Annotated in this window: 24 protein-coding genes; 5 read left to right on the top strand and 19 right to left on the bottom strand. The window is 45.7% G+C overall.

The genetic code is table 11. The features are described from left to right. The 8 genes from HAP68_RS02960 to gutB all read right to left on the bottom strand — a co-directional run bounded on the left by HAP68_RS02960 (position 1) and on the right by gutB (position 7,794). On the bottom strand, positions 1 to 1,005 hold the full coding sequence (locus tag HAP68_RS02960; RefSeq protein WP_003155808.1) for an SPFH domain-containing protein: 1,005 nt from the start codon (positions 1,003 to 1,005) through the stop codon (positions 1 to 3). A gap of 26 nt (positions 1,006 to 1,031) precedes the next feature. Further along, positions 1,032 to 1,793 (bottom strand): TPM domain-containing protein, encoded by a 762-nt coding sequence (locus HAP68_RS02955; protein WP_024084968.1) that lies wholly within the window; start codon positions 1,791 to 1,793, stop codon positions 1,032 to 1,034. Next, positions 1,793 to 2,818: a TFIIB-type zinc ribbon-containing protein gene (locus tag HAP68_RS02950; protein WP_007408871.1), complete on the bottom strand. Its 1,026-nt coding sequence runs from the start codon at positions 2,816 to 2,818 to the stop codon at positions 1,793 to 1,795. Before HAP68_RS02950 ends, HAP68_RS02955 begins: the two co-directional genes overlap by 1 nt. Before the next feature lie 50 nt (positions 2,819 to 2,868). Then, positions 2,869 to 3,555 (bottom strand): PspA/IM30 family protein, encoded by a 687-nt coding sequence (locus tag HAP68_RS02945; RefSeq protein ID WP_003155814.1) that lies wholly within the window; start codon positions 3,553 to 3,555, stop codon positions 2,869 to 2,871. Positions 3,556 to 3,669: 114 nt separating this feature from the next. Continuing rightward, entirely contained in the window at positions 3,670 to 3,987 is a 318-nt protein-coding gene (locus HAP68_RS02940) for a YjdJ family protein (protein WP_024084967.1), read from the bottom strand. Between the two features lie 231 nt (positions 3,988 to 4,218). Then, positions 4,219 to 5,181: a carbohydrate kinase family protein gene (locus tag HAP68_RS02935; protein ID WP_021734251.1), complete on the bottom strand. Its 963-nt coding sequence runs from the start codon at positions 5,179 to 5,181 to the stop codon at positions 4,219 to 4,221. A gap of 101 nt (positions 5,182 to 5,282) precedes the next feature. Continuing rightward, a complete protein-coding gene (locus HAP68_RS02930) occupies positions 5,283 to 6,659 on the bottom strand; it encodes an MFS transporter (RefSeq protein ID WP_024084966.1) in 1,377 nt (458 codons plus the stop codon). Between the two features lie 73 nt (positions 6,660 to 6,732). Next, complete coding sequence (gene gutB / locus HAP68_RS02925; protein ID WP_024084965.1) at positions 6,733 to 7,794, bottom strand: sorbitol dehydrogenase; 1,062 nt, start codon at positions 7,792 to 7,794, stop codon at positions 6,733 to 6,735. 200 nt (positions 7,795 to 7,994) lie between these two features. On the opposite strand from gutB, the gene HAP68_RS02920 reads away from it, so the two are divergent. Beyond that, positions 7,995 to 10,496 carry an NB-ARC domain-containing protein gene (locus tag HAP68_RS02920; RefSeq protein ID WP_024084964.1) on the top strand — a complete coding sequence of 834 codons (2,502 nt, stop codon included), beginning with the start codon at positions 7,995 to 7,997 and terminating at the stop codon, positions 10,494 to 10,496. 993 nt (positions 10,497 to 11,489) lie between these two features. Continuing rightward, positions 11,490 to 11,837, top strand: coding sequence for a DUF4064 domain-containing protein (locus tag HAP68_RS02915; protein WP_014417068.1), 348 nt, complete (start codon positions 11,490 to 11,492; stop codon positions 11,835 to 11,837). A 332-nt stretch (positions 11,838 to 12,169) separates the two neighbouring features. Here HAP68_RS02915 and groL read toward each other — a convergent pair whose 3' ends face one another. Continuing rightward, on the bottom strand, positions 12,170 to 13,804 hold the full coding sequence (gene groL / locus HAP68_RS02910; RefSeq protein WP_003155941.1) for a chaperonin GroEL: 1,635 nt from the start codon (positions 13,802 to 13,804) through the stop codon (positions 12,170 to 12,172). A 41-nt stretch (positions 13,805 to 13,845) separates the two neighbouring features. After that, positions 13,846 to 14,130: a co-chaperone GroES gene (gene groES / locus HAP68_RS02905; RefSeq protein WP_003155970.1), complete on the bottom strand. Its 285-nt coding sequence runs from the start codon at positions 14,128 to 14,130 to the stop codon at positions 13,846 to 13,848. Positions 14,131 to 14,366: 236 nt separating this feature from the next. Here groES and HAP68_RS02900 point away from each other — a divergent pair, with 236 nt between their 5' ends. Continuing rightward, positions 14,367 to 15,101, top strand: a complete 735-nt coding sequence (locus HAP68_RS02900; protein ID WP_024084962.1) for a CPBP family intramembrane glutamic endopeptidase — start codon at positions 14,367 to 14,369, stop codon at positions 15,099 to 15,101. Next, the gene (locus HAP68_RS02895) at positions 15,098 to 15,289 is read left to right on the top strand and encodes a YdiK family protein (protein ID WP_003155975.1); all 192 of its coding nucleotides are present in this window, start codon (positions 15,098 to 15,100) and stop codon (positions 15,287 to 15,289) included. The genes HAP68_RS02900 and HAP68_RS02895 overlap by 4 nt, the downstream gene beginning before the upstream one ends. Positions 15,290 to 15,330: 41 nt before the next feature. Here HAP68_RS02895 and tatC read toward each other — a convergent pair whose 3' ends face one another. From tatC to moaC, 4 genes are read right to left on the bottom strand one after another with little or no spacing between them, the layout of a single operon-like run. Next, entirely contained in the window at positions 15,331 to 16,089 is a 759-nt protein-coding gene (gene tatC / locus HAP68_RS02890; protein ID WP_007609791.1) for a twin-arginine translocase subunit TatC, read from the bottom strand. 6 nt (positions 16,090 to 16,095) lie between these two features. Beyond that, positions 16,096 to 16,266 (bottom strand): twin-arginine translocase TatA/TatE family subunit, encoded by a 171-nt coding sequence (locus HAP68_RS02885; RefSeq protein ID WP_003155981.1) that lies wholly within the window; start codon positions 16,264 to 16,266, stop codon positions 16,096 to 16,098. A gap of 18 nt (positions 16,267 to 16,284) precedes the next feature. Further along, positions 16,285 to 16,932 (bottom strand): redox-sensing transcriptional repressor Rex, encoded by a 648-nt coding sequence (locus HAP68_RS02880; protein ID WP_003155984.1) that lies wholly within the window; start codon positions 16,930 to 16,932, stop codon positions 16,285 to 16,287. Further along, positions 16,929 to 17,441, bottom strand: coding sequence for a cyclic pyranopterin monophosphate synthase MoaC (moaC, locus tag HAP68_RS02875; protein WP_003155986.1), 513 nt, complete (start codon positions 17,439 to 17,441; stop codon positions 16,929 to 16,931). The genes HAP68_RS02880 and moaC overlap by 4 nt, the downstream gene beginning before the upstream one ends. Before the next feature lie 139 nt (positions 17,442 to 17,580). Here moaC and HAP68_RS02870 point away from each other — a divergent pair, with 139 nt between their 5' ends. Continuing rightward, positions 17,581 to 19,509 carry an ABC-F family ATP-binding cassette domain-containing protein gene (locus HAP68_RS02870; RefSeq protein ID WP_024084960.1) on the top strand — a complete coding sequence of 643 codons (1,929 nt, stop codon included), beginning with the start codon at positions 17,581 to 17,583 and terminating at the stop codon, positions 19,507 to 19,509. A 223-nt stretch (positions 19,510 to 19,732) separates the two neighbouring features. On the opposite strand, the gene tsaD is transcribed toward HAP68_RS02870, so the two are convergent. Genes tsaD through thiL form a run of 5 tightly spaced genes read right to left on the bottom strand, consistent with a single transcriptional unit; the run spans position 19,733 to position 23,371 of the window. Next, positions 19,733 to 20,773, bottom strand: coding sequence for a tRNA (adenosine(37)-N6)-threonylcarbamoyltransferase complex transferase subunit TsaD (gene tsaD / locus HAP68_RS02865; protein WP_024084959.1), 1,041 nt, complete (start codon positions 20,771 to 20,773; stop codon positions 19,733 to 19,735). Then, positions 20,766 to 21,221, bottom strand: coding sequence for a ribosomal protein S18-alanine N-acetyltransferase (rimI, locus tag HAP68_RS02860; RefSeq protein WP_003155993.1), 456 nt, complete (start codon positions 21,219 to 21,221; stop codon positions 20,766 to 20,768). The genes tsaD and rimI overlap by 8 nt, the downstream gene beginning before the upstream one ends. A 10-nt stretch (positions 21,222 to 21,231) precedes the next feature. Then, on the bottom strand, positions 21,232 to 21,921 hold the full coding sequence (gene tsaB / locus HAP68_RS02855) for a tRNA (adenosine(37)-N6)-threonylcarbamoyltransferase complex dimerization subunit type 1 TsaB (RefSeq protein WP_024084958.1): 690 nt from the start codon (positions 21,919 to 21,921) through the stop codon (positions 21,232 to 21,234). Beyond that, positions 21,902 to 22,378: a tRNA (adenosine(37)-N6)-threonylcarbamoyltransferase complex ATPase subunit type 1 TsaE gene (gene tsaE, locus HAP68_RS02850; RefSeq protein WP_003155999.1), complete on the bottom strand. Its 477-nt coding sequence runs from the start codon at positions 22,376 to 22,378 to the stop codon at positions 21,902 to 21,904. Before tsaE ends, tsaB begins: the two co-directional genes overlap by 20 nt. A gap of 15 nt (positions 22,379 to 22,393) precedes the next feature. After that, on the bottom strand, positions 22,394 to 23,371 hold the full coding sequence (gene thiL, locus HAP68_RS02845; RefSeq protein ID WP_003156000.1) for a thiamine-phosphate kinase: 978 nt from the start codon (positions 23,369 to 23,371) through the stop codon (positions 22,394 to 22,396). Positions 23,372 to 23,625 lie beyond the last annotated feature (254 nt).

Below are 23,625 nucleotides of genomic sequence, written 5' to 3'. Positions count from 1 at the left end.
TCAGGCAAGCTTCTGTCCGCAATTCGGGCAAAAATTCGCGCCTTCCGTTTTCGTTCCGCAGTTCGGACAGAATTTCGGCTTAGCCGCTCCTTCCGAGCTGTTTGCCGGCGCCGTCCCCTGATTCTGCTGACTTTGATTTTGCTGCGGCTGGTTCTGCTGATTTTGATTCATTTGGTTCATCATTTGATTTGCCACATTCATTCCCATCATCATGCCCGCCATGTCTGAGGCGGCGCCGCTTCCGCTCATTTTGCCGGATGACATGCCGTCCGTCATGGAAATCTGCTGATAGCGGTTCACATCCCCCACCATGCCGTAAGAAGCGTTTTTCGTAATCATATCCTGAACTTCCTGCGGATAGTTAAAGCTCATAATATTGAATCCCGTAATCGACATGCCGTCTCCGATCAGCTGCATATCAAGATCTTCTTGAATCCCTTTTCCGATTTCAAATGAATTCGACTGCAGATTGAACATGTCTTTTCCTTCTCTGGTGATCCATTTCATCAAAAGCTGATCGAGAATAGACGTAATCCGGATTTTAATGTCCTCCACTAAATAGCTGTCTTTGACACCCGCAATCTTATCAATCAATCCGATATAGTCAATGACCTTGAAGTTAAATGTGCCGTTTGCGCGGATCGGCATACCGCCCGGCATACCTGCCGCCGGAATGTTGATGGCGTTTTTTGTGCCCCACTTCACGGTGAACTCCTTCGTATTCACAAACAGCACTTCCGCCCGCATGCCGCTGTTAAAGCCAAACTTAAACCCTTTTAATGTCGATAGAAACGGAATGATTTCTGATTCGATATCATAATCGCCGTCATCACGGAAAATCCCTTCAATCTTCCCGTTGTATAAAAAGATGGCATCCTGTCCCGGCCGGATGATCAGACGGCTGCCTTTTTTAATTTCACGGTTGTTCCATTTATAGAAAACCATGTCGTCTCTGAATTCTTCCCATTCCACCACATTTGCTAACTGATTTCTGAAAAAACCCATGTATGCTCAAATCCTTTACATATAATTTAAAAACTTCCCTTGCTTCCGCTGTAACTCGTGCCGCCCCTCGTGACTCCGCCGTCATTGTCATTATCTTTATCTGGCTTTTTTTCTCTTGTAATGTCGGTTCGGATATATGTGTCGTGCTGGCTCAGCACTTCAGACGTATCGTGATCCATATACGTGCTGCCGGTGACGGTGACCTTGCCGCCGGAATTGTACACCATCACGGTGACGGCGATTCCGGCCGCTGCTGCAGCGATAATCAGCTGAAACCACCATGTGAGCAGCAGATTGTCAGACTTGTCGTCCGGACTTTTCCCCATATCTTTATAAGCCATCTTGATGTAAGTCTGAAACGCCTTTTCATAATGGCCTGCGGAAATATCTGACGAGATCGTATTTCTGATCGTATTCAGCCGGCTGCTGTTCAAATACGTCTCCGCCTTTTTATATCCGGAGAGAAATACTTCCCGATCCTTCATATCAATAGTCAATATCGCCGTGCTTCCGCTAAAATGACTGTCATAAAAATCACCGGCATACTGTTCGATCTCCTTACCGCCCGTTCCGTTTGCGGTAAGAATGATAAAATCGGTATGGCGCTTTTCTCCCAGCTTCCCGGCCAATTCCTCAAGTTTCTTCGTTTCATCCTTCGTTAATAAATGAGCATTGTCATAAACATATTGCTTCTGTTCCGCGGCAGACGCCGATGTATGTAAAGAAAAAGACAGCATCAGAAAAAGGACGAAGCAGAAGAGACACGCTTTTTTTATCGATACTTTCATCAAAAACCGCCTCCTATCATAAGTGAGACGAGTCTTAATGCTAAAAACGCACCGGCGGTTATGCCGCCGAACCACGCGGCCACTTTTCCGGCACTGATCGGCGGTTTGCCGACAACCTTGCCCGTCTGCCCGTTCATCGCAAAAATGTGCTCAGCCCGCTCATAGTCGTAGCTGACCATCCAGACCGGAAGCAGTACGTAAAAGCTGCTGATTTTATCGGTCTGAATCTGCTCATCCGTAATGTCAGCCGTCGTATACCCGGAGAAGGTGGATCTGATATAAGAATCAATATAATGGCTGATTTTATCCTTCGCCCGCGGAAAGAGATCGTCATCGGTATAATTGTACTTTTCCGCTATATATCCCGCTAAATAGGCCGTATTAAACTCCTTCAGCTCACTGTATGAGTAAGGCTCCAATTTGTCCATTAATTCATCATTCATTTTTTCTGAAGCGTCGACCGGAATTTTGAGATAATCAAGATTGATATCGCGGTACGCGTTGTAATACTCGGTCTCCGTCACCCGGTATTCTCCATCTTCATAGTGATGCACTCTCGTACAAACGGCATTGACCTGAACCTTGCTGTTTAAGTCAAACATCCAAAACGGCACGTACATGCCGGTTATGCTCTTCACCCGATCGGCAGTCATAAATCCTTTCGGTGTCAGACGGCCGTTTCGGCACCACTTTTTAAAAGCGCTCATGGCTTCTTCTTTACTGATCGTAAAAGGAATCACCATCGAAGGCGCGAGATTTCCCGATAATCGGTCGGCGAGAACGGCGGCTCCTCCGCAAAACCCGCACGTCGTGGCCGTCGTTTCCGCCTCAGTCATTAATACCGCGCCGCAGTTCTCACAGCGGTACTCGTTCGCCTCATTTTCGGAAAATCTCGTTGTTATATACTCTTTTGGCAGGCTTTCAATCTGATCCTGCCGCCCGCAGCTGTGACATGTCAGCATGCCGGATGAACTGTCAAAGACCATATCATCGCCGCAGTTCGGGCATTTATAAGAAATGATCATTCTGTTTCTCTCACTTTCTCTTTATATCGGACAAAGCTGCAGCCCGCTGTCTATTGATCTTTACTGAAAAGCATTTTCTGCTTAAGCGCCGCCAACTCATCGTCGACACTGCTTTGATTGCTGTCATATTTAGCCGTCAGCTCGTCAATATCGTCTTTCGGAGACGCGTTCAGCTCAGCCATCGCATTGGCGTGATCAAGCGCCCGGTTGACCTTGTCTTCCATTCTGCCGAAAGCTGTCAGCGATTGGCCCGCATTTGACACAGAGGACCCCAATTTGTTCATTCTCTCCTGTGTTTTTGCCACAGACCACTTCGCTTTAATGGCATTTCTTCGCGACTCAAGCTCTCCGATATCAGCGACAAGCTTGTCATGCATTTTGCGCATTTGAGACGCGTTGGAAGAAGCGAGCTGATAAGCCGCTTGCAGCTCAGTCAGTCTTGATTCAACAGCCGTTTTCCTTTCCAAAAATGTCCGCGCATCGGCTTCATTGCCGGCCTGCAACGCTTTCATCGCATAACTTTCCATCTTTTCGGCATCAGCCTGGCATTCTGTTAATGCTCTTTTCGCCCGCTGTTCCTCAGCCATGACAGAAGCCGTCTCCGCTTTCACTTTTCCTAAATCACTGTTCAGATTCCGTAAATATTGATCAACCATTTTTTCAGGGTTTTCAGCTTTATCCAGCAGCGCATTGATATTGCTTGACATAATGTCTTTAAATCTTCCTAAAATACTCATTTTTCATTTTCCTCCCAAAATTAAATAGTAACAAGTTCACAGTTATATATACTGTTTTTTTCGAAAAAGGTTTCATTTTCTCTTGAATTTATGTATTTTTATATGAAAATAGTCTCATTCAGCCCATTTGTGCCGGCGGAAATTCTTCACGAGCAGATACAGTGAGAACAAAGAATAAACAAACAGCCCGATCATCAACCCGCTCACTAACGGATAATACTTCGCCGCATACACAAAGAAATCCAGCTGCGAAATCTGTTCCGGACTTGTAATCGTATCCGTCCCATTCAAAAGCTTTGAGAATTTAGCCGTATCATTCCAATCAAACGAATCAGAAACAAGCTCACTCCCCTGATACCAATTGACAGCGGCGAGACAAAGAAAACAAAAAACAGAAAACGCGCATTGCACAATAAGAAAAACATGTTTCATAAAAAAATTCCTCCGCGGTTCAATATCACAGGCCGTCACACTGTACATGACGGCAGCAGCAGAAACTTGGTTTTACTCAGAACTGATAAAAACATTATTGTATGTACTTCACAGCGGTTCAATTTACTGGATGCCTTTCTAAAGTATACCGTATATCGAAAAGGGTTTCAGACCTAAATAAAGAGGATGCTTCCCGAAGTCCGATGACTTTCAAGAAACATCCTCCATACTTTACAGTGATACCTCAACCTCTTTTAAGCTCGGCAAAGCATCAATCGCACCAATTTTGGTGCACACGAGCGCCCCCGCCTTATTGGCAAATGAGACAATATCACGCAGCTTCGCAAAATCTTCGGCTGCCGTCTGAACCTCATCCGTGCGCGCCAGCTGATACAGCGCCGCGCCGACAAACGCATCGCCCGCTCCCGTTGAGTCTATTGATGTCACCGGAATGCTCGGAATGATGTCAATATCCTTCCCATTTGAAAGAAGGGTCCCGCTTTTCCCTAGTGTCACCGCCACAATACCGGCCCCAAGCTCATGAAGAACCGCAACGCCTTCTTTATGATCCTTCGCACCGCTGATGATCTCAAGCTCTTCGTCACTGACTTTCACAAAATCACTTACGGCAATGGCTTTTTTTGCGGTGTTTATAAACTCTGAAACTCTTCCTTTCCATAAATCCTCACGGTAGTTAGGATCGAAGGAAATAAACTGTCCATTGTCTTTCGCAATCGACATCAGCCGTAAATAGGCCGAGCAAAACGGATCAGATAACAATGCCGTCGCTGATCCGAAATGAAGGATTTTCGCATCGTTTACCTTTTCCAGATCAATATCATCAAGCGTAAACAAAGCGTCCGCTCCTCTGTTAAACACAAAGTCGCGCTCCCCGTTTTGTTTTAATGAAACAAACGCAAGCGTTGTAGGCGCTTTCTCATCCATGACGAGCATAGAGGTATCGACATGTACGGCGTCCAATGTCTGCTTCAGAAAGTACCCGAACGGATCTTTGCCTGTTTTCCCGCTGAAAGCGGCGTCTCCGCCCAGCTTAGCAATGGCTGCCGACACATTCGCCGGTGCGCCGCCGGCACTTTTTAAGAAATTGCGCCCTTCCGTCAAATCAACATCCACATCGGTACAAAAGAAATCAATTAACAATTCTCCAATACAAATAACAGATTGCCTTCCCACATTATCACACTCATTTATCAATTCTCGATTATAGTTTCAGTATAGTGTTTTCTGTCATAAATACAACCGTTTACATAGAATATTTTAAATTTTACGTATACTTATCTGGCAGCCCTTTGCTCCAGATCAGACATCATCTGCTGATATTTTTTTTCAGTTAAAGGATAAAAAGAAATAAGAATAATAGACAGCAGAATGAACAATCCCGGAATGAGCGCATTCATATTTTTAATCGCATTCAATGACGAGGCGGTCTGATCGGTATTCGCGGCATATCCGGCGATTCCGAGATAAACGGCCGAAAATGACCCCGCTAACGCAACTCCGAGCTTATTGATGAAACTCATGCTCGAAATCACCACGCCATCAGCCCGGACTCCGGTTTTCCATTCCGCATAATCGACACAATCAGCAACCATTCCCCAAGCAAGTGTATTTAAAGGCGTCGTGAAAAATCCCGAAACGAAAAGCCAAAAGAAAATAAGGGGAATCGAGGAATACGATGTAAACTGAAGGCCCGCATAAGAAATCAGCGATAACGCCGCCGTGATGATCATGACCTGCTTCCGGCCCCGCTTCTTAGAAAAGAAAGGAATAAACAGATTGCTGATCAGCGCTGCGCCGAAAAACAACACGGTTCCTAAAAACACAAATTCCTTATGGCTGACGTTATACGTAAAATAGTACACCATCGTGCTGAGCTTAATGTTAAACCCGATCGCAAAAGCTAAAAATGAAGAAACCAAAATGAGCAAAGGCTTGTTTCGGAACAAAACAGACAACGTCTTTTTCATTCCTTGTTTTTTTCTTTTTTCAGGCTGAATCCGTTCCCGCACGGTAAAGAAGCTGAACAGATTCAATGCGATGCTCACTACCGCATAGATAAGCGCCGTCATCTGGAATCCGAACGCCTGATCTTTCCCGCCGATGGCGTCCGCAAGCGGTGTCGCACAGGAAATCGACAACAGAATTCCGATATAAACCAAAATCATCCGGGTCGTCGTCAGAACCGTCCGTTCCTCCACGGAATTCGTCATCCGACCCGTTAAGCTGTTGACCGGAATCGTCTGCATGCTGAAGGACATCCCAAGCAGAATATAAGTGATGTACGCATAAACCATGTTCCCCGTCTCGCCGAAATGAGGAGTCGTAAAGCATAAGAACGTAAATAACGCAAAAGGAAACGCCACCCACAAAAGATACGGCCTTGCCTTTCCCCATCTTGTATTCGTCTTGTCTAGAATCACGCCCATAATCGGATCAAAAATAGCGTCCAGCACCCTTACGATAAGAAACAAAGCTGCGATGACCGCAGGCTTAATGCCGCCGACATCTGTATAGTAGAATAATAAGTATGCGTTTACAAACTGAAAGATAATATTGTACGACATATCGCCGAATCCGTAGCCGATCCGTTCCATCCAGGACAGGCCGCGATGTTTCGTCTTTACTGCCGCTGCTTTTTCTGTTTCAATCATCATTTCCCACCCCAAGAATCCGTTTTCATTTTCGATAAGCAAGAGGGAGAATGCAAAGATCCTCCCCGTTCACTCAGCGATTTGGATACACCATCACTTTTAAGCATTCATTTTTGTATTGAAAGGCGCGTTCCATCGCCTCTTGCGTCTTCTCCAGCGGATATTGGTCCGTTACAAGATGCTTCGTGTCCACTATGCCGGAAGCGAGAAATTCAATTCCCTTCGGATACGTATTCGCATAACGGAAGATTCCGTATATATCAATCTCGTTATCCGCAATAAACGGCACATTGAGCGGGATCTCGTTCTGAGAAGGCAAACCGACAATCGCCAGTTTTCCGCCCCGGCGCACGGACGCCAGTGCGGATTGCAATGCCGCCGGATTCCCCGCTGTTTCCCAGGCAGCATCAACGCCTCTGCCATTCGTGATCGTTTTGATTTCTTCACCGGCATCCTGTTCCCGGACATTGATGACATGCGTCGCGCCCATTTTTTTCGCGGCATCTAACCGCAGCGGCTCCAAGTCGGTCACAATGATTGTGCCTGCCCCGTATGCTTTCGCTGCCGCAACGGCCATCAGCCCCACAGGACCCATTCCCATGATCGCAACCGTTGAACCGGGCTGAAGCTTCGTTCTCGCGGCCGCATGAATGCCGACAGAAAACGGTTCGATCAAAGCCGCATCTTCATAGGAAAGTGAATCCGGAATCGAAAAAACAAAGTCCTGACGCATTTTGATATATTGGACAAACGCGCCGTCAACCGGCGGTGTCGCCAAAAACTGTACATCCGGGCAAAGATTATAACGCCCTTCTTTGCACGCTTCACAGCGCCCGCATGTGACACCGGGTTCGACGGCGACCCGGTCTCCTATTTTAAATTGATCGACAGACGATCCGACGGCGGCAATTTCTCCCGCGCATTCATGACCGAGGATAAATGGTTTTTCCACTACATAATTGCCTATTCTGCCATTTGTATAGTAATGCAGATCAGATCCGCAAATTCCGACAGCCATCACCTTAATCAACACTTCATCATGATTGATGTCAGGCACGGGCAATGTTTCGATTTTGATTTCTCTCGTGTTGTGCATAACCGCCGCTTTCATGTTTTGAGGCACTGTGTGAGTCATTTGGCAAAATCCTTTCTCTGCTTTGAAATGTAAGTGCATACATTTTTGTTTTCTCTATTACTTCTCCTATTTTATCTGCTTTTCCATACGTTCAACAGCCTTTCCTGCTGTATAAAAGGACAGCCGCACTGTACTTTTTATTTTTTCATATACAAAAAACACTGAATTGATAAAATAGTACTAATAGGAGGTGCAGGCTAATGGCTGAACTAGAAAACCGGACACAATTTGCAGAACTGCTGGCACCTGCCGTCAAATCGCTGAAACTTCATCCTGATTATAAAGTCAGAAGGAAAAATAACGAAAAAACAGGACAGTCTTATATCGATCAAATCGCACTCCGATTAGGCGTTTCCTCTAACACGATCAAAAGCTGGATCGGACAGATGGGCGCAAACTACATTCCCGGACGAATTGACGACGGAAAGCTGTTCGGCATGATCTGGATCATTATCGAAAAGACTGACATGGATCCTGAATGGCTGACCGGCCTTCTGGAAACCACCACCATTCCCGTCATCAAACCCGCATTGCCCGTTTGGACGGCGTCTTGTCTAAAAAAAGCAAAAATACGCCGGAAAGACGGATCATTCGGAGCGCCGACTGATGAAGATGTTGAAAAAGCAGTAAAGCGGCTGTTTCATGACAGACCCGGCCATGAAACGAATGCGCTTACAGAGCAGCCCGTCACGCATAACTTACCGTCACGCCGGACCGGGAACTTTATCGGACGCGGCTTTGATATAAAGGCGATCCGGCAATGGATGCTGTCTCCGTCACCGGTCTGTTTAATCACAGGCTGGGCCGGCATGGGAAAAACAACAATCGCTCTTGAAGCAGCCTACCTTTGTGCCGGCGGTTCACCAGATTGGCCTGCATTCAACAGCATCATTTGGATCAGCGCTGACTGGAAAGGATTGAGCTTCAGCGATTTTTTAAACACGATCGCCTATCAGCTCGGACGCGCAGAACAAATCGACAAATCCATCAACGAAAAACGGTTCGTCGTCCGCAATGCATTAGCCGCTCATTCAAACGAAAAACCCGTGCTGCTGATCGTTGACAGCATTGATACAGCGGAACATGACATTCACGAATTTATCATCGGTCTTCCGGAAGGCGTAAAAGTCCTCCTTACGGCACGGGAAAACGTAAAACAGACATACCGGGACGGCCTCGGGGAACTGGCGGCCATCCAGCTGAGCGGCCTTGAGCAAACGGATGCCCTTGAATTTTTCCATCAAGAAGTGCACCGCTGTCTGCAAACATGCAACCTCCCGCAAAAACGGGAAAAGCTTGAGCTGCTGCTGCGGCTATCGCCTGACCTTAAGAATGAATTCATCTCGGCAGCCGCCGGCAACCCGAAGGCCATGGCACTGAGCATTGCATACATGTCAGACGACGACATCCCCGCTCCCCAGCTCATACAAGAGCTTAAACAAGCGGGTTACTCATTATTGGAATTGTTTGAAGTTCTCTTTGGCCGCACATGGGACAGATGTCATGAAGACACACGGAAACTATGGCAGACGCTTTGCTTTTTCGCTAAGCCCCCTGATGAAAAAAGCTTGGCTCAAGCGGCCGGATTAGACGTCCGGCGGTTTCATTACGCGATTGAGCAAATGAGGTCATATGCTTTAATACAGCCAGAACGAAGCGAAGGAAGAATTCAATATGCAGCCCATCAAACCGTTGTCGCTTACGGAGAACAGCACTTATCCGAAAATCACGAATTTGCAAAAGAAGCCCGCAGCCGCTGGGCGCATTATTATATTGATTATGCGGAAACCCATATAAAGCGGGAACAGCCCAATTCTGTCTATTGGAGCTACTTGCTGGGACGGAATTTAGAGCAAATGAAAAAGGAATGGCCGAACATCCTAAAGGTCATCGAATGGTCGAGTGAAACCGGACAACATGACATCCTGATCAAACTCATCATCCGCATCAGCCATTTTCTAAGCAGAATCAACCTGCCCCTGCGAATCGAATACGGATTAAAAGCAGCCGATGCCGCCCGTCAATCAGGCGAACACACGCGGGAAGCCTACTTCAGGATCGACACGGCAGGCTGGGCGCTGATGGAAGTCAACGATTCAGACGGAGCCCTCAGGCAAATAGAAGCCGGCCTGAAGATACTCGAACAATCAGGCGCGCCGGATCACGACGACTTGAAAGTATGGGGAATCGCCCTGCAATCGAGGGTGCTGTTAAAAACCGGAGAACCGGACAAAGCGGCAGCAATGCTGGACGGCATCAAAGATCAGCCCGTCTCCCCCATTATCCGGCACAGGGTTCTACTGGTCCGCGGCGACCTGAGTTTCGCCCGCTCTCACTACGAAGAAGCCATCACATTATACGAAGCGGCAAACACAACCAGCGCCGCATACGGCGGCGAAAAAACGATAGAAGCCTATTTCAACCTGGGCATGGCTTACGTGAAGTGTGATCAGCTCAAAAAAGCGGAAAAAGCCTTTGAACAAATGCTCTATGACAAACATAACGCCAATCAAGTTGAACTGATCTACTATTATTACGGGATGGCACAGCTGTTGTATCGTAAAGGAGAGAAAACGAAAGCGATGGAATCGAATCAGAAGGCGATTCGTCTGATTGATTCGTGGGAGCCTGGGATTGGGATTCGGGGTGAGGTGGAGCAGCTGAGAATGGTGCTTGAAGGAAATGAGGAAATCACATTGTAGTTAGGAAAGTGTGAGGTCAATCTTAGATAAACCCCTCACACCTTATTTATAAATAAATCAGGCCTTATCAGTTGCGTAAACTGATAAGGTCTTTTTTGCTAGAATGCATGAGCAATTTAGATGAAAATCAAATATCCAACCCTTGATATAACAAAGGTTTTTGCTGTTTATTTGCATTATTCCTCCTAACATCATAAAAAATTAGTTTTTAATAAATATTTGAATCAATGTTTAACAATCTGTCAAAATGATAAAACCAGACTAGGGCTACACTAGAACTTAAAGGATATCAAACTGTATGTGCCCTTTAATGTTTAAAGCTAGCAGTAAGTTGAATGATTTCCAACTTTGATATTTCAAGTGATATTTTATAGCTTATTCTCTTCCGCTAAGAATTTTTTAGAAAAAGTGGTAATATCCCCTTGAAATTTAATTGATTATAGCCGATTATATATAGGTATTATATAAACTGGGGGTTTTAGGTGAAGAAGTGACTCTTTTTATTCATGCCTTTAGTACTATCCTTAGTTTTTAGCGCCTTGTAGTACTCGACAAATGATGTCTCACAGGGATAGTGATTCAAAAAATAAAAAAGCTTGAGAGACTAAAGATGACTGTTCTAAAAAAGTAGATGCCAGCAAACAATATGCTGAAGCACTGGGCATGAGTTAATCTGGGCGATATAAAGATCATGAGAGACAAGATAAACGTCGGAATAAACATCAAAAATACAACTGACAAAACCTGACCTTTTATCCTGACCAAGGAAATGCCGTTATTGGCAATTAGCTGCAAACATGTTCTTAACTGATGGAGAAGTCCAAGGCGGAATAAAACAAAAGGTGTATTTGAATTCTCTGCTCCAGATGAAAAAAATGATGTTGATAGAGTCAAAAGAAATTAAATTGAACCTTGGAAATGTTGTCACATAGACTTCATGAAAAATAAAGCTGTATCAATTACAGTACCAGTTAAGTAAGGGAGAGTGTAACAATGAAAAGAACAACTGAATTTGTTTTAGGATTATTGGGTGGAATTTTTGGTTTTATTGGGGCGATCATGGCATTGATTATTGGTGGACTTGATGCCTCTTTTAATTCAAGCGGTACAAGCGAAATCATTGGTTTAGGCTGGGGAGCTGTTGTCCTATCAATTTTGGGTATTGTCGCTTCAGTAGTAGTTAAGAAAAAACCTAAAGTCGGAGGAGTATTGCTTCTTATCTCAGGAATTGGCGGAGTAATTTGTATATCAATGTTCTATTTACTGCCTGCTGTTCTTCTTATTATTCCAGGTATCATGGGACTTGTCAGAAAAGATAAAACGACAACAACAGCAGCTTAAAGAAAGGCCCTTAGCAGGGCCTTTCTTTTTTGGCTAATAAAAAACAAAATTTCTCGATATATTAATTTTATACATATTTTTAAAATTCCACCATTGTCAAGTTTATATAAGCAAATTGCAGATTTACTTGCCGTAATGTAAGAGCATAACAATACTAAAAGTTTATCCTTCAAAATGAAAGAGGATGCTTCGCAAAAGTCCATTAGACTTTCGGAAACATCCTCAATTTCTGGATTTCGTAAAGAAATGTTATTTTTTTGTTACTTTTTCAGCTGATTGGGGTGATGAAAAACGGTCAAACCCTTGGTATATCAAGGGTTTTCGCCGTTTAATTACATCATGCCGCCCATACCGCCCATTCCGCCCATGTCAGGCATTCCTGCGCCGCCGGCGTTTTCCTCCGGTTTGTCAGCGACAACGGCTTCAGTTGTTAAGAGCATTGCTGCTACAGAAGCTGCGTTTTGCAGGGCTGAACGTGTCACTTTTGTCGGGTCAACGATACCTTTTTCGATCATGTTTACCCATTCGCCGGTTGCAGCGTTGAAGCCTACGCCGATTTTTTCGTTTTTCAGGCGCTCAACGATGACAGATCCTTCTAGGCCTGCATTGTGTGCGATTTGACGGATCGGCTCTTCAAGCGCGCGAAGCACGATGTTGATACCTGTTTGCGCATCGCCTTCAGCTTCCACTGCAGCGACTTTGTTGTATACATTGACAAGCGCTGTACCACCGCCGGATACGATACCTTCTTCAACAGCTGCGCGAGTTGAGTTGAGGGCGTCTTCGATGCGAAGTTTACGCTCTTTCAGCTCAGTTTCAGTCGCAGCGCCGACTTTGATGACAGCTACGCCGCCGGCAAGTTTCGCAAGACGCTCTTGTAATTTTTCTCTGTCGAATTCAGAAGTTGTTTCTTCCACTTGAGCGCGGATTTGGTTGACGCGAGCAGCGATTTTTTCAGTGTCGCCGGCGCCTTCTACGATTGTTGTGTTTTCTTTCGTTACCACAACTTTAGAAGCGCGTCCCAATTGTCCGATTTCAGTAGATTTCAGGTCAAGGCCTAAGTCTTCTGTGATTACTTCTCCGCCTGTAAGAACAGAGATGTCTTCAAGCATTGCTTTACGGCGGTCACCGAAGCCAGGAGCTTTAACGGCAACAGCGTTGAATGTGCCGCGAAGTTTGTTGACAACGAGTGTAGCAAGAGCTTCACCTTCAACATCTTCAGCGATCAGAAGCAATGGTTTGCCTTGCTGTACAACTTGCTCAAGCACAGGAAGGATTTCTTGAATGTTTGTGATTTTTTTGTCTGTGATTAAGATGTAAGGATTGTCAAGAACCGCTTCCATCTTATCAGAGTCAGTCACCATGTAAGGAGACGCATATCCGCGGTCGAATTGCATACCTTCCACAACTTCAAGCTCAGTTGTGAAGCCTTTAGACTCTTCGATTGTGATAACGCCGTCGTTTCCTACGCGCTCCATTGCTTCAGCGATAAGGCTTCCGACTTCCTCATCAGCAGCAGAGATTGCAGCAACCTGAGCGATAGACTCTTTGCCTTCGATCGGCTTAGAAATTTCTTTTAAGTTTTCGATTGCTACAGTTACGGCTTGTTCCATACCTTTACGTACGCCGACAGGGTTAGCTCCCGCAGTTACGTTTTTCAGGCCTTCGCGGATCATAGCCTGCGCAAGTACAGTCGCAGTCGTCGTACCGTCACCGGCAACGTCGTTTGTTTTGCTGGCTACTTCAGCTACAAGCTTCGCACCCATGTTTTCAAACGCGTCTTCAAGTTCAATTTCTTTTGCGATTGTCACACCGTCATTTGTAATTAACGGAGAACCGAATTTTTTCTCCAGAACCACGTTGCGTCCTTTTGGCCCTAAAGTTACTTTTACAGCGTCAGCAAGCGCATCGACACCGCGAAGCATAGCGCGGCGTGCTTCTTCACTAAACTTAATATCTTTTGCCATGTTAACGAAACCTCCTCGAATTTTTAAAAATATTTATTTGCTTAGCCGATTACAGCTAAAATGTCGCTTTCACGTAAGATTAAGTATTCAGTACCTTCGTATTTCACTTCAGTACCGGCGTATTTTGAGAAGATAATGCGGTCGCCCTCTTTTACTTCTAAAGCAACGCGCTCTCCGCTTTCCAACACGCGACCTGAACCGGCTGCCACGATTTTGCCTTCTTGCGGCTTTTCTTTTGCAGAATCCGGTAATACGATTCCGCTGGCAGTTTTTTCTTCAGATTCTACGAGTTCAATGACAACGCGATCACCTAATGGCTTTAACAATGTAATAACCTCCTCAATAGTATGAATATGTAATTTTAGCACTCAGCTCTAAAGAGTGCTAACACAGTTATTATAATAAAGAATCTCACTTCCAATTTCAAGTCATAAGAATAAAAAATTTTCACGCTTACATGATTCTCTCTCGCACTGATTTTCTCCTTTTTTCACGTCAAGTTCACTTGTGTTACAATAAGAACAAATAAGTTGATTTTATAGGATAAAGGAGTACATATCATTTGAGAAAACAGTATTGGTATATCATTTTGACATATGTTATCATGCAGCTTTCCGCATTGATCGGCATTCCTTTAATGTACAAATTCGGCTATGCGGGCGGGCACCCTACGAATGCGAATCTCACCATGGCTCAGGGGATTTATTCCGTCGTAAGCTTTTTTATCTGCCTGTTTATCGTTCTCTTGATTTTGAGAACCGCGCCGAAACAGACATTAAGAAACGGGAAGAAAGCATCCGCCGGCATGTCCGTTCTCTGGGCGGTCGCGGGAATATGGCTCGCTTTATTTTCTCAGGGAATCGCCGGGATGATTGAGCAGTATGTCTTTCATGTGGGCAGCGGTTCCGAAAACACGAAAGCCATTCTTAACATTATTAAAGCCATGCCGCTCATGATTATCGTTTCTTCTATCGTCGGGCCGATTCTTGAAGAAATCATTTTCCGGAAGATCATCTTCGGTGTATTATATGAAAAAACGAATTTCTTTATCGCCGGACTGATCAGTTCCGTCATTTTCGGCATTGTGCATCAAGACCTCACGCACCTGCTGCTGTATACGGCCATGGGCTTTACCTTTGCGTTCTTGTATGTGCAGACGAAACGGATTATTGTGCCGATATTCGCCCATGTCATGATGAATACCATTGTCGTGGTCATGCAGCTCGGCCCCGCCCAAAAATATATTGAACAGCATAGTGAGCAAATGCAATTAATTATTGGAGGATTGTTTGTATGAGGAACCCAATGACTTGGGGCTTGATTTATTTCGCAGTCGGCTGTATCTTTACGTATTTGGCCGCAAGCTCTCCGGGAAGCATGTGGTCTTTTTATTCCATACTGCTGATGGTTTTCGCCGCTTATAATATCAGCATCTCGTTTAAAATGTTCGCCTTCTCATTTAAAGTGAAGAAAAACCAAAAATAATAAAAGAAAAGCCATTTCTCATCATTGAGAAATGGCTTTTTTTATGCTGATACGTCCTGGTCAGATTCACTGCCGGTCTGCCTTTTCCGATACGCCGCTTTTGAAATCAGGATACTGATCTCGTATAAAATGCAAAGCGGAATGGTAATCATCAAATGAGACAGCAGCTCAGGCGGCGCAATCATCGCGGCGATCACGAGCAGCACAAAATATGCGTACTTCCTGATCTTCGATAAAAACCTCGGCGTGATAACACCGAGTCTCGTTAAAAACATGATCAGCACCGGCATCTGAAACAGCAGCCCGAACGGAATCGTCAGCTGCAGCAGAAAATGAAAGTACTCGGTGATCCCGATTACCTGGTTGACATCCAGGTCATTCGAGACCCGCTTCATAAAATCAACGACCAGCGGAAATAAAATATAATAAGAAAACGACACACCGCCGACAAACAGCACGATCGAAATCGGAATATAGCTGAGTGTTACTTTGCGCTCCTTCTCATACAGACCCGGACTGACAAACGCCCAAATCTGATAGAGAATAATCGGCGAAGTCAAAATGATGCCGATGATAAACGCGAACTGCAAAAAGATAAACAGCGGATCCGTCAGGTTAAAAGCATTAAGGGTGAGCTCTTTTACTTCATCGGCTTTTTGAAGATACACAATGATAGGTTTTGCCAGAAAAAAGCCGGCAATAAAGAAAACCGTAAAGGATAACGCCACAATCAGCAATCGTTTCCGAAGTTCGGCAATATGCTCCACAAGCGTCATTTGATTCACTCTCATACGCGTCATCCTATCTTACTGTTCTTCTTTCTTTTTTTCCTCTTCTTCACCGGCTAATCCCTTAGTAGCGTTCTTAAATTCACGAAGCGTGTCCCCCGCCGCTTTTCCTAATTCGGGAAGCTTCTTCGGACCGAAAATAATCACCGCCACCACACCGATAACCGCCAGGCTTCCAGGACCGATCATGTGCAGCTCCTCCTTTCGCTATTCAATTTCTTCCAAAACAGAATAATGCTTTAAGAAATAAACCAATGATTGAAGCTCTACTGCTAAATCTATATGATGAATTCGAATGTGATCCGGCACATTCAAACGGGCCGGCGTAAAGTTAAGGATTCCCTTGATTCCGAGCGACACGAGCCGGTCGGTGATTGACTGGGCGGCAACCGCCGGAACGGTAAGAATCGCCACGGGTTCATCCTTTATGTGAAGCTCTAAATCATTAAGATCAAAGACAGGCACACCGCCTACCTCAGTTCCTATTTTACTCTGATTCACATCAAAAGCCATAGATATTTTTGTGTTATTATTTTTTGTGAAATTATAGTGAAGAAACGCCGTCCCCAAATTCCCGACACCGATCAAAATGACGTTCGTCGTTTCATCCTGATCCAGTGTTTTTCTGAAAAATGACAGCAGGTAATCCACATTATAGCCGTATCCTTTTTTGCCGAGCGCCCCGAAATAGGAAAAATCCCGGCGGATCGTGGCCGAATCGACTTTTACCGCATCGCTCAGTTCAGCCGATGAAACGCGCTGCTTTCCTGACGCGTGTAAATTCTTTAAAAAGCGATAATAAAGCGGCAGCCGTTTTGCCGTCGCCTGTGGAATTTTTGATTGATCCTTGTTCATGATTGGTCCTCCACTTTATACTCAGATGCATCTCTTTTAAAATCACCGTTTTTGCCTCCTGTTTTTTCCATGAGGCAGGTCGGGCCGATGACCATTCCTTTATCCAGCGCCTTGCACATGTCATACACGGTCAAAGCGCAGACTGAAGCGGAAGTTAGCGCTTCCATTTCCACACCTGTACTCCCTTTCGTTTTTACGCTTGCCTGTATATGAAGAACGGCTTCGGAATCCTTTTCCTCCCAGCCGAATGAAATGTCGACGCTGCTTAAAGAAAGCGGGTGGCACATCGGGATAATCGCTGACGTCTGCTTTGCGGCCATAATTCCTGCCACCTGTGCGACAGCCAGCACGTCTCCTTTTCCGATCTCGCGGTTTTTGATTCTGCTGTACACGTCATGTTTCATGTGTACGCTGGATATCGCAGCGGCAGTACGGACTGTTGAAGATTTATCGCTTATATCCACCATGCGGGCACGGCCTTCTTCATTAAAATGAGAAAATCCATTCATATTTAAACTCTCCTTACTTCTGATCATACACTATTTTCTCCCTGATGTCTTATCCTATAATGTTCCAATTCTGATGTATTGTTTGCTGACAGCAGGTTGATAAGCTACACTTAACTTATTATAACAGAGGTGAAATAATATGATGATCTTACAAATTAATCAGCTATCCAAATCTTTTGGCGCTGATCCTATTTTAAACAATATAAAGCTTGAAGTCAGATCTCGGGATCGCATCGCCATAGTAGGCAGAAACGGAGCCGGCAAATCAACTCTCCTTAAAATTATCGCAGGTCACCTTTCATATGAAAAGGGTGAATTAATCAAACCGAAAGAATTAACGATGGGATATCTTGCCCAGCACACAGGCTTGGAATCCCAGCTTACCATAAAAGAAGAACTGCTGAGCGTTTTTGATTTCCTGAAAGCAATGGAAAAAGAGATGCGCTCTATTGAAGAAAAGATGGCCACGGCCGCCCCGGCGGAGCTTGAGACGCTGATGAAAACCTATGACAGGCTTCAGCAGGATTTCAAGGATAAAGGCGGCTATCAATATGAAGCGGACGTCCGATCTATCCTTCACGGCCTCGGCTTCGGAAAATTTGACGATTCCGTGAAAGTGCAAAGCCTGAGCGGCGGTCAGAAAACAAGGCTTGCGCTCGGAAAACTGCTGCTGACCCAGCCTGATCTGCTTATTCTGGATGAACCGACGAACCATCTCGACATCGATACGCTTACATGGCTTGAGCATTATTTACAGGGATATTCAGGCGCAATCCTGATCGTTTCCCACGACAGATACTTTCTTGATAAAGTCGTCAGCCAAGTGTACGAGGTCTCACGGACAGAAAGCAAAAAATACCTCGGCAACTACAGCGCCTATTTAGAACAAAAAGCTGAGCAGTATGAGAAAGACCTGAAGCTGTATGAAAAACAGCAGGACGAAATCGCCAAGCTTCAAGATTTTGTCGACCGCAATCTGGCCAGAGCTTCTACAACGAAAAGAGCCCAAAGCAGACGAAAACAGCTTGAACGGATGGACGTCATGGCAAAGCCGCTCGGGGATGAGAAATCCGCCGCCTTCCGTTTTGACATTACAAAACAGAGCGGAAACGACGTCCTGCGCGTACAGGATGTTTCCATCAGCTATGACGGCCAGCCGCCGCTCTTGAAAAACCTGACCTTCGGCATTACAAGAGGCGAAAGCGCCGCCCTCGTCGGACCGAACGGAATCGGCAAATCAACCTTGCTGAAAACGATTATGAACACGATCAGTCCGGAATCCGGGTCGATCACGTACGGTTCCAATGTCACAATCGGCTATTACGATCAGGAGCAGGCTGAACTGACATCGTCCAAACGCGTGCTGGACGAGCTGTGGGATGAATATCCGGACATGCCGGAAAAAGAAATCAGAACATGCCTCGGCAACTTTCTGTTCAGCGGAGACGATGTCCTGAAACCGGTCCGTTCGTTAAGCGGCGGGGAGAAAGCAAGAGTCGCGCTTGCCAAGCTGATGCTTCAAAAAGCAAACTTTCTCATCCTTGATGAGCCGACAAACCACCTTGACCTGGACAGTAAAGAGGTGCTGGAAAACGCCCTGATCGACTACCCGGGCACTCTGTTATTTGTATCGCATGACCGCTACTTTATTAACAGGATCGCCACAAGAGTGCTGGAGCTGTCACCTGATCATGCAGAAGAATATTTGGGAGACTATGACTATTACACCGAGAAAAAAGCACAGCAGCTGGAACTGGAAGAAATGAAGCGGCAGGAAAAGGAGCAGACTCAGCCTGCCGGCAAGGTCAAACAGGATACGAAAAGAACTTACGAGGAAGAAAAAGAATGGAAGAAGAAAGAACGGCAGCGCCTGAGACGCATTGAAGAAATCGAAGCGGCCGTCTCATCCGCCGAAGAGAAAATCAGTGCCAATGAGGAGCTGCTGTGCGATCCTGACGTGTATCAGGATCATGAAAAAGTACAGACCATTCACGCGGAGAATGAAGCCCAGAATCAAAAGCTCGAAAACTTATTAGCAGAATGGGAGGAACTCTCCTCAGAAGAATAGAAAAAGTCAAGCACCTCTTTAAGGGGTGCTTTTTTATCCACAGCTATCCTCCTTGTCAGCCATTTAAGTAAGCGTTTTATACACACTATCCACAAAATTTTCTGACTTTATCCACTTTACTAACAACTTTCAGTCCCTTATCCAGACTGGATTTCTGAATATATTCACAATCCTGTGGATATGTTAGAATTATCTGTTAATAAGTAAAAAAAAGCCTCACGTTTTACAACGTGAGACGATCAAAGGATGTTAATTCCAAACCGGGCTGTCCGTTCATATCGTACGAGCCCCGGATCCCCTTTTCAAAAGCAACGGTTCCGGCAGCCGCAATCATCGCTGCATTGTCCGTGCATAAAGAAAGCGGCGGGATGACAAGCTCGGGATCTCCCGAATGGCTGAATTCCTGCTGCAGTGCGGCTCTCAACCCTTTGTTAGCGGCTACGCCCCCTGCAAGCAGCACTTGTTTAACCCTGTATTCTTTCGCGGCCTTAGAGGTTTTTGCCGTCAGTACATCAATGACACTCTGCTGAAAGCTTGCGGCAAGATCCTCCGGAGGAATCACCTCATTTTTTTGCGAGGCGTTATGAAGCGTGTTAATCACGGCTGATTTCAGGCCGCTGAAGCTGAAATTGTAAGACCCTTCTTCCAGCCACGCACGCGGAAGCGGAATGGAATCCGTTCCCGCAGCAGCCAGCTTATCAATCTGCGGCCCTCCCGGATAAGGAAGCCCCATCGTTCTTGCCACTTTGTCGTAAGCTTCGCCTGCGGCATCATCCAGCGTTTCACCGATAACCTCGAATGAACCGTGTTCTTTCATATAAACCAATTCCGTATGTCCGCCTGACACAACCAAAGCAAGCGCCGGGAACTGAAGCTCTCCTATCAGCCTGTTTGCATAAATATGGCCCGCAATGTGATGGACGCCGACTAACGGTATTTGATGGGCAAAGCTTAACGCCTTTGCCGCATTGACCCCGATTAACAGGGCTCCGACAAGTCCGGGTCCTTCCGTTACGGCAATCGCATCAAGATCATCAAAGCCCATCTCCGCCTTTGAAAGAGCTTCATCAATCACAAGGGTAATCTGCTCCACATGATGTCTGGACGCTATTTCAGGCACGACCCCGCCGAAACGTTTATGGCTTTCAATTTGAGAAGCGACAACGTTTGAAATGATGTCTTTTCCGTTTTTTACGACTGAGGCCGCAGTTTCATCACAGCTTGTTTCGATTCCTAATACATAAATATCTTGTTTTTCACTCATGTAATGTCACCCACATTAATAACGCATCTTCCCCGTTATCTGTATAGTATTGTTTTCTGATTCCTCCGGCCTGAAGACCGAATTTCTTATATAAGGATTGGGCGGGATGATTTGAGACCCTGACTTCGAGAGAGAGCCTTCTTGCCTTTTTTTCTCTGCACAATTCTATCGCAGAGCGAAACAGCGCTTCTCCCAACGATTGGCCCCGATATTCCGGCTTAATGGCTATGTTCGTAATCTGCGCGTCATCTATAATAATCCAGATTCCGCAATACCCCGCCAGACAGCCGTCCTTTTCAATGACAAGGTAGTGGGCATACGGATTTTCCAAAAGCTCATGATAAAATGAATCCTTCGTCCACGGAGAAGTAAAGGATGCTGTTTCAATTTCATAAATTTGATCAATATCTTCCGGCCGCATGCTTCGAATCGCCGTTTTCGTTTTCATCCCTATCACCCTATTTTTGAGATTCCATCCATTTCGCTTCAGCCTCTGCCAGACGCAAATAATCCGGAACAAGGCTGTGGACATCCGCTTCTTCTTTTTCCAAGCCTAAAAACGCCAGCTCTGACGGCCGCGGATTATGCTGTGCAGCCGTTCCTATCACTGCTTGATTTGTCAGCCCATGCAGAATGGTTTCTTCATGAATGGCTGTATCATGCCCTAAAAATAAAACCGGAGACGCTTTTTCTTTCAGCATGTCGAGCCAATCAGTCAAAAGCACATTCTGATCAGGAAGAACGGATTGTAAGCGGCCGTCCTGATATTCATAAAGTCCCGTATATACCTGTCCGCGCCGGGCATCAAATAACGGGCAGATCAGTCCTTGAAAGTGCCGTCCGTTAGCCGCCAGCACCTCCAGGCTCGAGACAGCGGAAACCGGAAGCTTCAGCGACCATGCCAATGTTTTTGCCAGCGTCACACCGATTCTGACACCTGTGTACGATCCAGGTCCTTTCGCCACCGCTATTTTCGTAAGGTCCTGCGGTGTTAGGCCGCAATCCTTCAGCAATGAATTGACAGCAGGCATCGCCCGCACGGAATGATTCTTTTTTAAATATGTAATATACTCCGCCATCACCGTTTTCTCTCGAACGAGCGCGGCACCCAGCGTGTAATTTGACGTATCAATTGCCAGTATTGTCATGTTTATTTATCTCCTCACAAAGCGTTTCATACCGTGTTCCGCAAGCCGTAAAGGTAATGTCCCTTGCCTCATCACCGGCTCTCTTGATGACGATCTGCAGCCGTTCAGCAGGCAGCTGATCCTGAATTAAATGAGCCCATTCAATTAAACAGACGCCTTGTCCCTCAAAATATTCTTCAAGCCCTAAGTCTTCGCTTTCATCCTCCATACGATACACGTCCATATGATATAGAGGAATCGAACCGTCATGGTATTCTTTTATAATTGTAAAAGTCGGGCTGTTTACCACTCTCGTGATTCCCAGTCCTTCGGCAAAACCCTTTGTAAAAGTCGTTTTTCCCGCGCCTAAGTCGCCTTCCAGTGTCAAAATGTCTCCCGGCTTTGCCAAAGAAGCGGCAAGCTTGGCTACGGCTTTCGTTTCTTCGGGGTTTTTCGTTCTCCATTGTAATGTCTTCAAAGTGAGTCACCCGTCTTATTTAAAATGATTGTATCCTTTTTTCTCAAGGACGATTTGTCTCTGATCATTGGCTGTCAAAAGAACACATGCTTCCTTCCGTTCAGATACCGCCCCTATCTTCGCAATCGGAATGCCCGATTGAGTGCAGTAATCAAGCAGAGAGGTCCACTCTTGCTGAGAAACCGTTCCAACCAATTCAAAATCTTCACCGCCGAATAACACCCATTTCTTCCACTCAGAATCTGCCTCAGGCAAATCCGGATGCACCGGCAGAAGTTGTTCTTCAATTTCTATCGTAACTGAACTTGCCGCAGCTATTTCATGCAGCTCACTGGCCAATCCGTCACTGATATCATTCAGAGCCGCGCGCTGAAGCTGAGAGCAGAAGCGGCCGACTTGAACTCTCGGAACGGGCCGTTTATGTTTTTGGATAAAATAATCACTCGTATGAAAAGCAGAAGGATGTGTTTCTCCCAACAAAAGAGACAGTCCTGCTGCGGACGAGCCGATATCCCCCGTAACAAACACAACATCCCCGGGTCTTGCCGAGCTTCGCAGACAAGCGCAATCCTTCTCAACTTCTCCGATGACAGTAACGGTAATTACGGCTTGACCGGAAGCGGAGACGGTATCTCCCCCGATCAAATCCATTTGATATAGTTTCGCCAGTTCCGCCATTCCTTCATACATTGCCTGGACGTCAGCTTTCTGCCAGCAAGAAGGAACCGCTAGAGACACCAAATAAAACTTCGGAATGCCTCCCATCGCCGCCACGTCACTAATGTTAACAGCAAGCGCCTTATAACCGATATCATGAGGAGAGGAATACTCTAATTTAAAATGGACATTCTCCACCATTGTATCAAGGCAGACAATTTGCTGCATGTGGGGTGACGCTGTATAAACCGCACCATCATCACCGATCCCTACATCGACGGAAGGATGATAATGCGAATGCGGTGTAATACTGTGAATCAAATCAAACTCATCCATATATCTCCCGTCTTCCTTTCTGACGCTCTTGTGAAATACAGCTCTTTCTAGTGTATCGGATTATGTTTCAATATCCAAGACTTTAACGATATAAAAGAAAGCTTGGTTAGATACCAAGCTGCCAGCATTAAAAGAAAACACAAAAAAAACGAAAACATGATCGTTTCGTTTACAATAAAAATGGCGGTCCGGACGGGACTCGAACCCGCGACCTCCTGCGTGACAGGCAGGCATTCTAACCAACTGAACTACCG

Origin of the sequence: Bacillus sp. Bvel1, from assembly GCF_014872755.1 — a bacterium.
Taxonomy (GTDB): domain Bacteria; phylum Bacillota; class Bacilli; order Bacillales; family Bacillaceae; genus Bacillus; species Bacillus velezensis.
Note: the sequence above shows the minus strand (reverse complement) of the source record. Positions and strands in the feature narration are given on the sequence as shown.